The following is a 13,764-nucleotide window of genomic DNA, read 5'->3' as shown; positions in this document are numbered from 1 at the left end:
GTCGCAGGAACGGGGATCGTGAGGCAGGGGCTGTATTCCCCATCCCTCCCTATCCCGGCAGCCCAACGGCGACGACGGCGTCCACCCCGGCGAGAACGTACAGAGCGCCCTCGCCGGCGAGCACGGCGGTGGGGGAACGGTGGTAGTCCCGCAGGTCGAGCCGCTGCACAACCCGGCCGCTGACCGGATCGTGCGACGTGACCTCCCACTTGCCGGGGACATGTAGCGTTCCCCCGGCCAGGACGGGCTCGCCCGCGGAGGGATCGGTCCTGCGCTCCCAGCGCACGCCACCGTCGCCGACCCGCAGGGCGCGGACGCTGTCGGCACCGCGGACGAAGACCAGCCCGTGACCGACGACCGGAGTGAAACGGCGGCGGAAGACCCCGACAGGTGCGGGCGGCGCTCCTGTCTCGACCGCCCACCGCTGGCGGCCATGACGAATGTCGAAGGCGCGCAGCACCCCGTCTCCGGTCCCCAAGAACAGCGTGTTCCCGGCGGTCACGGGAAAGGCCGCGCTCGGATAGGGCCGTCCCAAAACGGGCTCGATGTTCAACTGTGGACGGACCCGCCAGCGAGCCGAGCCGGTGCGGGCGTCCAGGGCGTGAACATGGCGGCCTTCGACCGAGACGTAGACGGTGTCGTCGGCGACGGACAGCGTCGCGTCGGTGTAGTTGGGCGCGAACGGCGGTGCCATGACCACATCTTCGTCAGCGAAGCCGGACATCCAGCGCACGCCGCCGGTGGCGGCGTCCAGTGCGTGCACACGTTCCCACCGTCCCCGTGCCGAGGCACTGATGACGTACAGGACGCCCCTTGCAATGACGAGAGGGCCCACGGGTCTGCCGTCGACCCGCCGCTCCCAGACCACTCGGCCTGTGCGGGGCTCGTGCGCGTACACGGTGCCGGCGTCATCGGAATCCAGGGCGGGACCGACGTCGTACACAACGCCGACACCGTAGGCCGCCGCAGGCACCAACCCTGGGAACGCGCGCTGCTGCGACCAGCGCACAGTGCCGGAATCAGGGTCGATCGCGTGCAGTTCACGGGTGCTGCGCACCCAGACGCCTCCAGGACCGGCGACCACCTCGCCCCGCTCTCGGTCGAAGGGGGTGAGAGGACGACGCCATCGGTAGCGTCCCGTCGCGGTGTCCAGGCAGCACAGGTCCAGGCGCGCGCCGCCCGAGCGTGTGACGACGGTTCGGTCGAGGAGGAACAGCCTGCCGTGAAGCGCGGGCCCGAGTTCGTAGCCGGTCACCGCCGTGGCACGGGCGGCCCACAGGACGGACGCCGCCGGGGGCTCCGCGCCGCCGAGTGCACGAACCACCCCCATACCCGCGAGAGCCGCCGCGCCCACACCGGAGATCCGCAGGAGCACGCGACGACGGAGGCGTGGGCCGGCCTGGGTGGAAGGTGGTATCGAATCGGCCTGGTCGGCGATGTCGTGGGCCATCGGCGCGGGCAGCCAGCCCGTGCCCGTGGCGCCCGGGGGAAGCACGGTGGTCAGTTGATCCGTGCTGGGCCGTCGTACGGGGTTCTCGGCCAGGCAGGCGGCGACCACCTCCCGTAGGCCCGCGTCGTCGGTGTCGTAGGGACGGGCCCGCACGACTCGGTCGAGTGGCTCTGGCAACCGCACCGTCCCGAACGGCGGCGACCCGGTACGGCAGAACATCAGGACCCCACCGAGCGCGAAGACGTCGGCGGCGGGGGTGACGGGTCCGCCGGTGATCTGCTCGGGAGCCATGTACGCGGGCGTGCCGACGGGCCGTCCGGCGGTCCCGTCGCCGGTGCCGATGTCCGGGCCGCCCGCGATGCCGAAGTCGACGACGCGCGGTCCGTCGGCGGTCAGCAGGATGTTCGCGGGCTTCAGATCTCGATGCACGACGCCCGCCCGGTGGATCGCGCCCAAGGCCTCGGCGAGCACGGCCCCGAGTCGGCGCGTGGCCTCGACGCTCAGTGGGCCGTGCCGCGTGACGGCCTGGTCGAGCGACAGCCCCGGGAGATAGGCGGTGGCCAGCCAGGGCCGGGGAACGTCACCGGTGTCCAGCAATGGCGCGGTGTACGGGCCGCTCACCCGACGCACCGCCGCGGCCTCACGGGCGAAGCGGGCGCGGAAGGCCGCGTCCTCGGCGAGGTCGGCATGGATGAGTTTCAGCGCCACCAGCCCGCCGTCCTCCGCCCGGGCGAGGAACACCTCCCCCATCCCACCGGCCCCGAGCCGGCCGACGCATTCGTATCCACCGATCTTCTCCGGATCGCCGGGACGCAGTGCCTCCATCGTCAGCTCTCCAGGCGGAGGGCGAGGACCTGGACGCCGGAAAGGGCATAGACATTCGCACCGTCGGTGACCAGTTCGGTTGTCCCGGCCGCGCCGAGGGCCCTGAGGTCCACGCGACGACGGACCGACCCGTCGATCGGGTCGTACCCGGTGATGGCGTCCCCGTCCGACACATGCAGCATGTTCCCGGACACGAGCGGGCCACTGTAGGAGCCGTCGGCGCGCCGCTGCCAGCGGGGCCGTCTCTCGTCGGCGCCCAAAGCGTACAGGGTGCTGTTGCTCCTACCGGTGTGACTGGCCCGGAAGTACACCTGGCCATCCCCGGTCCGCGGCTCGGGAACCATGTGCACCTTCGACGGCCTGGCGTCGGTGCCGAAGGCCCAGCGCCGCCGACCGTCACGCACGTCGAAGGCGTGCAGAACGCCGTGCTCGTCGCACACATAGACGGTCGTACCGGCGACCACGGGGACGCCTGCGTCGAGCGTCCTCTCACCGACGGAAAGGCCGGCGCCTCCACCGGAACGCGGTCTCGGCCGAACCTGCCATCGAATCCTTCCGGTGGACACGTCCACGGCATGCAGAACGCCGCGTCCCCTTGAGAAGACATAGAAGGTGCCCGCGGCATGGGCCACGCCGGAGCCCGGCCCCGAGTCCCATACGCCGAGGCGTCGCGACCAGCGTTGTTCACCGGTGGTCGCGTCCACGGCGTAGGCGAACGTCTCCGAGTTCCGGGACACGCCCGACATGACGGCGGTACCGAGCAGCGACCCCGCCGCGTAGATCGGGGCGTCCGCCGTCACCACACGCGGCTGGACGACCGTCGTCCAGCGCAAGCGTCCGCTGCCCACCTCATAGGCGTGCAGAGCATGCCTTGACGTGGTCGTCGAGACCGCGTTCTCCTCATCACCGCTGTCGTGGACGAGGCCCCCGCCGACCGTCACCGTGAGGGACGCCGAACCCCCCGTGTTCCGCTCCCGGCGCCAAAGCAGGCGTCCCGTGTGAAGGTCGAACGCGTGCAGGGCCTCATACGTCCGCGCCAGTACGACGGAGCCGGCGACGACCACCTTCTGCAGCCTCGCCGTAGAAGGCCCGAGGGAGACCGACCAAAGCCGGCGTCCTGTCCCGGTGTCCAGACACGACAGTACGGTCCACCGCTCTCGTCCTCGCGCGGCGAACGGCCGCTCGACCAGCAGCAGGTGCCCCGCGGTGACCGGCCCGAAGAATTCATCCGCGGCGAGCTTCACCTCGGCCGTCCACAGCAGCGGCCCGTCCGGAGCGGGGATGCTCGGATACGCGTCCTGTTCTTCGCGCAGGGGCCAGACGGTCGCGCTTCCGGCGATCGCGGCTCCGGCCAGCCCTGCGATCGCGCGGCGCCGGCTCAGCCGGCCGGACTCACCGGTACTCATACCTGGAAGGCGTAGAGCCGGGTGAGGTCACCGCATACCAAGACCCGGTCGCGCCATACCTGGGCGTGGACCTCGGTCTGGCGTCCCACTGGATGGCTCCAACGCACTCTCCCATCTGCCGTCGTGATCGCGTAGAGACGATCGTTGTCCGACCCGGCGAAGACCGTGCCCGGAGCGGCCGCCGGGGCGGCGCGCAGTGGCCCGTTGGTGTCGAAGCGCCAGCGCGGTCGTCCGGTCGCGGCGTCCAGGGCGTGCAGGCGTCCGGAGTCGTCGCCCGCGAACACCAGGCCGTCGGCGACCGTCACACCGCTCGATATCCGAGCGCCGACGTCACGGCTCCAGCGCACGGCGCCACTGGCCGCGTTCAGAGCGTGTACGCGATCGGCACCCGCGGTGTACAACAGGCCGCCGTGAATCGCCGGTGCGGCGGTGCCTTCGCCGAACCGCCACCTCACGGCCCGGACTTTGGGATCGACCGCGAACACGCCGCCCGGCGCGGCGTAGACGAGACCGCCCGCGATCATCGGATCAAGGCCACCCTGGGCGCGGACCGGGTCGATGTCACCGCCCGCGCCGGGCTTGACGAGGCGCAGCCTCCACCGGCGGCGACCCGTACCGCCGTCATAGGCCGACAGGTAGCCGACAGTGTCGAACAGGAAGACCTGATCGCCGCCCGCGGCCGGGGCGCCGGTGATACCGACCCATGGCTCCTGCCAGTCAGGTTCGGGGGATCCATCAGTGGCGCGTCGAGCCCACAGCCATCCGTCGCTGAACAGCACCGTTCCCTCCCTCAGCACCGTTCCCGCCCTCAGCACCGTGGCGCTCGAACGAACGGGCATGCCTCGGTTGGCCGTCCACGACAACTCGCCCCGCGCGCAGTTCAGCGCATGCACGCCCATGGTCGAGCTGAGGTAGACCATGTCCCCGACGACGGTGGGCCTGGTGAACCAGTGCTCGTTCCCACTGTCGGGACTGCTGTAGGTCCAGAGCGGCGTCCGGTCCTTGGTCGGCTGCCGGACCCCTGCCGAGAACGCGCCGTACGCCGACGGTCCGAGCGTCGCCAGAACGGCGCCGGTGGCGCCGAGTGCGAGAACGGTCCGCCGGGTACGCCTCCCGCCCGGCGCATGCGGCGGCCTTGGGGGACCACCTGCGCCGGTGACGCTCGCGGCCACCTCGTCGGGCAGCCACCGTGTGCCCACCGGGTCGGGCGCCTCGGTGAATCGTTGGGTCAGCTCCTCGGCCGTGGGACGTCGCCTGGGGTCACGAGCGAGACAACTCATGATGATCTCGGTGAGCCCCGGATCGTCCACGGCCGCACGCAGCGCGTCCAGCCGAGGCTCCTCGGACTGCGTGCGGTAGAGCAGCGCCGGCGCCGAGCCGGCGCCGAACGGCCCTTCTCCCGTGGCGGCGTACACCAGCACGGCACCGAAGGCGAAGACGTCGCCTTCCCGTCCCGAGCGCCGATCGCGAATCCGCTCGGGCGGGATGTAGCCGGGGGTGCCGAGCAGCGACCCGGGCACGGTGATCGTGTCGGCTCCGTCGGGGCGGGCGATGCCGAAGTCCACCACCCGCGGACCGTCCGGCGTGAGCACCAGGTTCGACGGCTTGAGGTCCCGGTGCAGGACACCGGCCCGATGGATCGCCGTCAGCGCCCTCGCCAACCCCGCCCCGAGGGCGCGCACTGACGGCGCGGGCAGCGGGCCGTGCAGCTCCACCACCTGCCGCAGCGTGAGGCCGGGCAGATAGGCGGTGGCCAGCCAGGGCTCGGCCGCGCTCGCGTCGTGGTCCACCACCGGCGCGACGTACGCCGCGTCGATGCCGCGCACGGCGGCGATCTCCCGGGCGAACCGCTCGCGGCGGTCCTGGCGATGAGCGAAGCGCGCGTGGACGACCTTCACCGCGACGGGGTCTCCAGATGGGCCCTGCCCCAAGAACACACGGCCCATCGCCCCCGCCCCCAGCCGCGCGACCAGCCGGTAGTCACCGATCCGCGCCGGATCATCCGCGCGCAACGGCTCCATTCCGCTCCCCCTCGAAGGACTAGGCGTGCCCGGTGGGCAGAATAGACGGCGGAAGATCCCGGGTAGCGTCTCTACGGGATAAACGCTCCCCCATCGGACGAGTTCCACGAGGTGACGGCGTGTCGGGCGTTCTGGTGTATCTGCCATCGGACTCGCGTCGCGACCCGGTACGCAAGGAACTGGCGCCGGGCGAGACCCTCAGATTCGGACGCGGCGCACCCGGTCGCCTGGTCGACCTGCACCTGGACAATCCCACGATTCCGCGCCTGGCCGGAGAGATCCTCGCCGTCGACGACCACTGGCGGCTCAGCAACTTCAGCAACGACCGCACCTTCGTGGTGGAGAATCCGGAGGGCGCGGGAGAGTATCTGCGGATCCCCCCGCGACGCGCCTCCTGCCCGGTGCCCTTCGAGTTCTCCCGCGTCGTGCTCACCACCCAGGGCCCGACCGCCTCCTTCCAGGTGTACGCGCCCCAGCACATGTACCTGGAATCGGTCGACCTCGAGCTGCCCGAACCGGACGGCTCCTCGACCATCTCGGCCTTTTCCCTCGACCAGGACGCGATCTATTTCCTCGTCTTGGTGGCCCTCTGCGAACCGCGGCTACGGGACGAGTCCTCGACCGCGGTCCCCACCTCGCGTCAGGTCGTGGAACGCCTCAGCGCGTCGCCCGACTGCAACCCCACCCTGCGAGCGGTCAACTTCCACATCGATTACCTCGCCGAACAGAAATTGCGCGTCAAGCAGCCCTTCGAAGAGGAGCGGCAGGACGGCAAACGAGCGGCCGTGGTGGACGTCGCCCTGCGCTTCGGCCTGGTCCGCGAGGAACACCTGTCCCTACTCCCCACCCGCCGCCCACCCCGGACGACCGACACCTAACGATCAGGCCGATTCTTTCAGGTACCAGTCGTCAGCTTGAGGCTCCCGATTCCCCCGAGCCGGCATTGCCGGGCAGCAGACCGCCTGCACATTCAGACCGGGCGGCGCGGCGACCACGGTGCACACATCGACGGGTTACAGAGCCGTGAAAAGAGGAGCCTCGACGTACGCCGCAATGCGGCGTACGTCGAGGCTAGTTATGCGCCCTCGGGGAAACCCCGTTGACGCTTCGTCAGGTCACTGGCCGTCCCCCAGGTAGGGGCGCCCAAGCCGGGACCAGTTCACTCGACCTTGGACCCTCCGCAACCGTTGCAGGTGTACACGATCTGCCCGTTCGGCGTGGTCCCCTGCGGTATCCACACGTGCTGGTGGTTGTTGTCCGACATGTGTGACTCTTTTCTCTCGGGGTGATGTGACGGGCCATTGCCGTCAGTAGGAGCCGTCCGTGTTTCCCGGCTCTTAGTCATGACTGTCCAGACTTCTTAGGAAGCGGCAACTGTCTTTCGCCGGGCGGTGTGTTCGCCCCGGTTGGGTAGACACTCGGAGGGGGCTTAACGCCTACGGCGAAGCGGAGGGTGTGAATCGGCACAGGGACCTCATCGAGACGGAGTCGCTGTTGCGTCCTCATGGTGTTAGGCAACTCCGAGAAGTACTCGCCATGGGAAGACGCTGCCCAGGAAACAGGCTTTAGCAGATCGGGGCGTGGCCGCCGGTTGCGCAGAGCCAGCGGGCGGCCTCCGGTGCCGAGCGGACCGGCACGATCCGCACTCCGGTGCCCTGGGCCGCCGCGGCCGCTGTGGCCCGTTGCCAGGCCGGCACCAAGAAGACGTCCGTGCGCGCCGTTGCCGCGGCGCGGACCTTCTCGGCGATCTCGCCGACGCTGGTCACGGTGCCGTCGGAAGTGATCGCGCCGGTCCCGGCGACGCGGCGGCCGCCGGTCAGGTCGCCCGGGGTGAGCGCGTCGACGCGGGCCAGAGCCAGGAGGAGCCCGGCCGACGGTCCTCGCACAGCGCCCAGTGGGTGGGCGGTGGCCGCGACATCCGGGCTGACCCGTATCTGCGCGAGCCGGGTGGCGGGCATCCGTCGGATCTCGGCGCTTCCCCACTTGTCGCCGGGACTCAGGGGGACGACCAGCACGCGTAGGTTGCTCCGCCGGGCGGCCACCGCTTGGAGGTCGGCGTGTGTACGCAAGGGGATCAGATCCTCGCCGTGCCCGGCGGCCAGCAGAATGTCGCGGGGTCGCAGTCCGCTCATGCCCCCCGCATCGATCACCTGCAGCCCGGTACCGCCCACCGGAGTCCGGCGGGCGGCGAGCTGGGCGGCGACCACCACGGCGTTGGTCTGTGCCGTGTCCATCGCCCGGGCAAACGACGGGGAGCCGTCGCCGCCGCCGCGGATGGTGCGTTCCCCGGTGAGTTCGGCAGCCGCCCACTGGAACCAATTGCTGTGCCGCACGTGGGCCGTCATGACTGACCAGGACCCGGCGGCAGGCGGGCCGACCTGGATCACCGGGCCTGGATCGACGCGGTGGTACGGAGAACCGGTCACCCCGAAGCCCGCCAGCATGACCAGAGAAGCGACCACGCCGTACAGCAGCCGCCGGTTCAACGGGATCGGGTCCCGTTCGTCGTCACTCCGTACGACGCCGTTGCTCACAGTGGAAGGGACATCAGCCGGTTTCCGGGGCGCCGGTGCCGGTCGCGAGCTGGCGGAGCACCTCGCGCAGGTCGGTGCCGGCCTTGACGACCCGGACGTAGTGCCCAGTGAGCCGCCCGGCGAGCTGGGCGTTCAGCCCGCCCTCTCCGATCCCGCCCGAGAGCTGGTGTTCCTCGACCGCCACGATCGCGTTGTCGCCACGAATGAGAACCTCGGTGACCCGCACCGGGTTCATGGCGTTGGTCAGGAAGGTGGCCGGGTCGCCCGAATACTCGATGATCTCCAGCCGCTCCCTGCCGAAACCGCGGTTCAGCAGGCTTTCGGCACCCTTGAGCCGGCTGGCGCCCCGGCCGATGCAGGCTCCCCGAGCGTCGACGCCCTTCGTGGTGGGCACCACGGCGACCTTCGTCTTGGTCCCGGCGACGCGCGCGACTGCCTTGATGACGACCTTGCCGGTGACGATGTCGTCGACGAAGCCCGACAGGATGCGCTCGACCAACTCGGGTGCCGTGGCCGACAGCATGAGCCGCTCGGTGCCCTGCTGCGCCGTACCGGACACGCCGACGACCAGCGCGATGACGGTGTCACCCACCGCCAGCTCCGGGGCGGCGGCACCCTCCGGGAGATCGAAGGCATCGGCACGCGGCAGGACCGCCTCACGGGGCTCGAGGGTGGCGACATCGTAGACGGTGCAGCGGAATCCGTCGGGACCGCTCGACGTGATGTGCGCCGTCACCGTCGTCCCGACGAGCGGGGATTCGAGACCGAGGTCGCTCAGGATCGTTCGCACCGGTCATGGGTCCTTTCGTTTGTCAGATGGGGCTTGGCTCGGCCGGTCGCACTCCGCATCTCGGGCCGCGCCTGCCCCTGACCTCTAGAGTCCGCGCGTTTCCAGATTCCGCAACCCGGCGTTCGCCGACCTGCGGGGTGCACCTTCCCACCCGCTCGGAAGTACACCGGCAACACCGATTAGGCATGAGTACCTCTGACGAGCAATTCCTTGCCAAGGCGCCCATGGGCCGGACGGTAACACCGCAAGACCACCGGTTCCCGCGTAAGCCGCAACCCCCGCTTTGAGGCCGCTGGGGTGATGGGCCCCTGGAACTCTCCAGGGGCGGTCGGCGACGCCCGCGTGTCATCTTCTCCATATCAGGGTGCTGGGGGAAATCAGCACACAAAAGAGATGTTGTTTTATTTGGTGTGGTTGATAAGGCCTTGCCTCTTTATGGCCTTTGCCGGTATTGCCGTCGCGCTCATCTGCCATCGCCAAATGAAATGACCTCCAATGGCGAGGAGACAGATGAACATCGTGCAGCTGGCCGGTGGCGGGCGTCCCGCCGCCGAGGACTTCCGCACCCGCAACAACGAACACTTCGCGCGCCGCAAAGAGCTCCAGGAGCAGCTCACCGTTCTGCGCGCCCGGGCCGACGCCGGTGAGCTGGACATGCTCTCGGAACTGGCGTTGCGCCGGGCCGAGCGCGAACTGGAGGATGTCACCTACGAAATCCTGAACGTGAACTTCGGCCTGGTCCGCAAATACGTCGCCATGTTCACCTCCAGGTCCAATGAGCACATCGAGGATTTCGAGAGCGCCGGCAAGGTCGGCCTGTTGTGGGCGATCTCCTCCTATGACCCGGAGCGCGGCCCTTTCGCCGGCTGGGCCTTCAAGCCGATCCAGCGGGAGGTGCTGCGGGCGGTTCGGGACGCCGACCATCCCAATCTCAATCCCGGGGACTTCGAGAAGCGCCCTGCCATCCTGGCCGCCGAGCGGGCGTTCCTGGAGGAGGCCGGGCCTGACGCCCCAGTGGACCATGCCGACGTCGCCCGGCGCGCCGGGGTGACCGAGGCACAAGTGCGCCGTGTCCTGGACGCGCCCCGGCTCGACAGCCTGCACGCGCCCGCCCCGGGAGAGGGCGAGTACGAGGTGCCGTGGGACGAACGGCTGGCCGACCCCTCCCCGGGCGTCGAGGAGGAGGTGTTGCTGCGGTTCGATCTGCGCGCCGTCAGCGGCCGCGGCCTGTCGAATCTCGCCCCTCGCGAACGTTATGTGCTGACGCGCCGGTTCGGGCTGGACGGCGAGCCGGAGCAGTCGCTGCGCGTCATCGGCGAGCGGCTCGGGCTGTCCCGTGAGGGGGTACGCCAGATTCAGCAGAAGGCGCTGGCCAAGCTCGCCGAACGCATCGTGGACGGGGTGGACGGTCCCGAAAGGCTCGAAGGACGGGCAGGATGAACGATGAGCGGGAACCGGCGAGCCCAAAGGGCGTGGAGCCGGACGGGACCTGGGAGCAGAACCCATGGATCGTCATCGACGACACGCAGGGCGCCGGCTGGGCGTCATTCGAACCGTCGGAGACCTGGAACGGCATGACCGTCACACCCCCAGGAGCCGCCGCGGCGAGGACGACGACAGGGGGCACGTCGAATGCCGTGTCCGATGCCTTGTACGAGACAGCGTCGGGAGGCTGGTCCGGAGGCGGTGGCGCGCCCCGAGCGGGGGCGTCAGCGGGCTGGGCGGCTCCTGCCGACGACGCCGTCCAGAACCGTTCCACCGACGTCGCGCCGACCGCCCGGTACCCGGATGACGGCATCGACGACGGCAACGCGCCTCTGGCAGCCGGCGGTGACGACGCCACCGGGAGGTGGGTCCGCCGAGCACTGGCGGACCGGTTGCCGCGGTCCGGTGCCGTCTCCCTCTGGCCCGTCTTCGTCACCTTCGTCATCACCTGTCTAGGCGTCCTGCTTGTGGTCTCGTCGATCATCTGGCGTCCGCATGCGCCCTGAACCCCCATCGCCGGTACAGGCGTCGCGAAGAGCGGGCTCGGTGGGGCCCGCCACTGCGGCTACCCCCGGCCGGCGCTCGCATCGAACGTCGATGTGCACAGAACTCTCCTCGCGCTCGCCCTCGCGGCTCGGGTCAGGCGCGGGCACGCAATCGTCGGCGTCGGGCGCGTTCGGCGTCGGTGCGGCGCGGCGTCGGGCGGCCCTTCGGTTCCCGCGGGTCGCGGCGCCGTCCATCTGAGGCCGGCCTGCCGGCACGGCGCGGCCCGTTCGACGACCGCCTGCCGGAACCGCGCCGCCGCACACCGCCCAGCGCCTTGATCCAGATGACGCCCTGCGCCGTCCCGTCGCGAATCACTTCCCGTACGGTCCGCGAGAGCGCCCGTGCGAGCCGTACGAACCACAGCGTGAGACCGGCGACCCCGAAGTTGACGACCGCCGCCAGTCCGGCCACCTGTCCCCAGGCGGCCGCCTCACGCACTCCGCACCGGCCCGTACTGAACAGACCGCCAGGGCATTCGCCCGGGATCATCACCACGAGCGCTCCGGCGAGCGCGGCCAGGGCGCACAGCGCGGCGGCCGCCGTGAACCGGCCGACCGTCCTCTTCCAGTGGCGGTGCAGCCGCGCGGTCGCCCGTACGGCCGAGGCGGCCGCCATGCCCGCCGCGCCTGCGATGAGCACATCCGCGAATCCGAGCCGGAGCGCCTCGCCGTACTGGAGAACGAGCAGCCCCAGGGAAACACCCGCCAGTGCTCCCCCCAGCGCCACGACGATCGCGGCCTCCCTCGCCACCGCCCGCGGACTGATCCTGATCGCCCTCATGCCGTCCGCCTCTCGTACCGGCTCAGTTCCTGGGTCCGCATCGGCACGACCACGTACTCGACCCTGCTGTCCGGTTTGTTGACCCGCAGGTACCCCTCGCCGGTGCCCAGATCTCGCAGCTCCTGGGGCGGAACGATGAACTGCTCCTTCTCCATGACGTTGAACTGCTTGGGGTGGCCGCCCTGGGTGACACGTTCACCGAAGGTGTTGTTGACCCGCATGCCGAGGAACTCCGCGCACTTCTCGGCCGACTCGGGCGAGGACTGCGCCATGGCGATCAGCCAGTTGATGTTCTGCGCCAGCCGGGACCAGTCGTCGCCGTCCTTGTCGATCCAGTCCGTCGGGCCCTGGGTGCAAAGGATCATGCTGAACAGCGCGGACCGGACCCGCGACAGCATGTTCATGGCGATGCCCCGATCGATGAAGTTCGCCTCGTCCACGACGATCAGGCGCGGCCGGTCCTTGGGGGCACGGCCCTGGATGCGCTGCGCGGCGTAGACCGACAGGCGCTGCAGCGCCGAGGAGGAGAGGACTCTGGCCATGTCGGGCTGTCCCAGCGAGTTGAGCCCGACATAGGTCAGCCCCTCGCGCCGAACGTCGATCATCTGCCGGTCACCACCGGGGACGAGGATGCGCCGGCCCGCGCCGGAGTCGTACAGTCCGGTCAGCTTGGTGCCGAAGCTCGCCGCCGACTTGGCCTCGTCCGCCGACGGTTGCAGGATGTTGGTGAAGCGGTCCTTGCAGTGGCCGGTGCCCTCAGCCGCGTCGATCGCCAGGACCCGCTCCCGGACGGCGCTCCGCATGGCCGTGCCCTGCTCCATGATCTTGCCGATCTCCAGCAGCGTCGGCGGGCCGAAGCGACCCGGCGCCACCTCGCAGGCCTGATAGCAGATCTGCACCACCTGCTGGAGGATCTTGCGGTTCAGCGCCTGCCAATAGGCGTCGTCGAACTCGACCATCGTCATGATGGTGTCGAAAGCCTCGTCGGCGGACATGCCGGCGAGGACGTTGAACCAGTAGGCCGGCCGCTCGTCGGCCAGGGCTATCTCCTGCAGCGGCACCCGATGCATCCGCGCGTAGGCGCGCAGGAAGTCGCGCAGGCCGCCCGGCTCGGTGTCCTCCTTCATGTCGATGACGGTGACGTCGTACCCCATGTCGAGGGCCGCCCCGATGATCCACATCAGGGTGACCGTCTTTCCGCTGCCGGTGGACCCGACCACCGCGCCGTGCATGCCCATCTCCTGGACGCTCAGCCACACCGGCCGGTCGCGGGCTCCCAGGCCGACCGGGATGGCCTTGGCCTTGAGCGGCGTCCGTGCGGTCTTCCTCGTCGCGTGCGGACCGCGCACCGCCGGGATGTCCCGAAGGGTGACCCGGCCGGACACCCGCCGCTTCAGCATGTCCCGCCGGATGCTCCCAGGCGTGATCGGGTCGTCGACCGATTCCTTGCGGCGTATCCACGTGCCGTCGAACAGATCGGAGATCATGTTCTTGATACGCAGGAACCTGCTGATGCCGGCGACCGGCGAGCCGATGGCCCTGCCGAAGATCATGCCGGCGCAGCCCGCCAGCACCGCCGCCACGCACAGCACCACGGTGACCGGTACGCGGCGCGGGTCACCCGGGCCGTAGTCGAAGAAGCCGAGCAGCCAGTAGCCGTAGGCGAACGCGTTCTCCCTGGGATGCAGGGCAAATCCGACCACGCCCGCCAGCGTCACGATGATCCAGTCCCGGCGGACCAGGAACCGGCGCAGTGTGATGAAGATGGCCGCCCCGCAGATGGCCGGGACGAGGAGCACCACGGCGATCGCGAGCGCCACCATGATCAGGGTCGTGAGCAGGTATCCGCCGCTCTCGGACTCTCCTGGCCTGGTGTCCGACCCGAAGATGTTCGCCATGCTCGCCTCCCCTCCTCGGTCTGGCCGCC

10 protein-coding genes are annotated in these 13,764 nt (G+C 70.0%); 3 read left to right on the top strand and 7 right to left on the bottom strand.

Annotation, left to right across the window (positions count from 1 at the left end; translation table 11 throughout):
- Positions 1-49: 49 nt before the first annotated feature.
- The 3 genes from HKK72_RS09305 to HKK72_RS09295 are packed head-to-tail and all read right to left on the bottom strand — an operon-like array spanning position 50 to position 5,702.
- Entirely contained in the window at positions 50-2,275 is a 2,226-nt protein-coding gene (locus HKK72_RS09305; protein WP_187233876.1) for a serine/threonine-protein kinase, read from the bottom strand.
- Positions 2,276-2,277: 2 nt separating this feature from the next.
- Positions 2,278-3,681, bottom strand: a complete 1,404-nt coding sequence (locus HKK72_RS09300) for a PQQ-binding-like beta-propeller repeat protein (RefSeq protein WP_187233875.1) — start codon at positions 3,679-3,681, stop codon at positions 2,278-2,280.
- Entirely contained in the window at positions 3,678-5,702 is a 2,025-nt protein-coding gene (locus HKK72_RS09295) for a protein kinase domain-containing protein (protein WP_187233874.1), read from the bottom strand. Before HKK72_RS09295 ends, HKK72_RS09300 begins: the two co-directional genes overlap by 4 nt.
- 119 nt (positions 5,703-5,821) lie before the next feature.
- Here HKK72_RS09295 and HKK72_RS09290 point away from each other — a divergent pair, with 119 nt between their 5' ends.
- Entirely contained in the window at positions 5,822-6,580 is a 759-nt protein-coding gene (locus tag HKK72_RS09290) for a serine/threonine protein kinase (protein WP_187233873.1), read from the top strand.
- 687 nt (positions 6,581-7,267) lie between these two features.
- Here HKK72_RS09290 and HKK72_RS42060 read toward each other — a convergent pair.
- On the bottom strand, positions 7,268-8,236 hold the full coding sequence (locus tag HKK72_RS42060) for a S16 family serine protease (RefSeq protein WP_222720525.1): 969 nt from the start codon (positions 8,234-8,236) through the stop codon (positions 7,268-7,270).
- A gap of 13 nt (positions 8,237-8,249) precedes the next feature.
- Positions 8,250-9,026: a hypothetical protein gene (locus HKK72_RS09280; RefSeq protein WP_187233872.1), complete on the bottom strand. Its 777-nt coding sequence runs from the start codon at positions 9,024-9,026 to the stop codon at positions 8,250-8,252.
- 510 nt (positions 9,027-9,536) lie between these two features.
- Here HKK72_RS09280 and HKK72_RS09275 point away from each other — a divergent pair.
- Positions 9,537-10,466, top strand: a complete 930-nt coding sequence (locus tag HKK72_RS09275; protein WP_187233871.1) for a sigma-70 family RNA polymerase sigma factor — start codon at positions 9,537-9,539, stop codon at positions 10,464-10,466.
- The gene (locus HKK72_RS09270) at positions 10,463-11,017 is read left to right on the top strand and encodes a hypothetical protein (RefSeq protein WP_187233870.1); all 555 of its coding nucleotides are present in this window, start codon (positions 10,463-10,465) and stop codon (positions 11,015-11,017) included. The genes HKK72_RS09275 and HKK72_RS09270 overlap by 4 nt, the downstream gene beginning before the upstream one ends.
- A gap of 133 nt (positions 11,018-11,150) precedes the next feature.
- Here the strand turns inward: HKK72_RS09270 and HKK72_RS09265 are convergent, their stop codons facing one another.
- Positions 11,151-11,837 carry a hypothetical protein gene (locus HKK72_RS09265; RefSeq protein ID WP_187233869.1) on the bottom strand — a complete coding sequence of 229 codons (687 nt, stop codon included), beginning with the start codon at positions 11,835-11,837 and terminating at the stop codon, positions 11,151-11,153.
- Complete coding sequence (locus HKK72_RS09260; protein ID WP_187233868.1) at positions 11,834-13,735, bottom strand: helicase HerA-like domain-containing protein; 1,902 nt, start codon at positions 13,733-13,735, stop codon at positions 11,834-11,836. The genes HKK72_RS09265 and HKK72_RS09260 overlap by 4 nt, the downstream gene beginning before the upstream one ends.
- Between the last annotated feature and the right edge of the window lie 29 nt (positions 13,736-13,764).

This window comes from Actinomadura sp. HBU206391 (assembly GCF_014323665.1).
In the GTDB taxonomy this organism is placed as follows: Bacteria; Actinomycetota; Actinomycetes; order Streptosporangiales; family Streptosporangiaceae; genus Actinomadura_C.
Note: the sequence above shows the minus strand (reverse complement) of the source record. Positions and strands in the feature narration are given on the sequence as shown.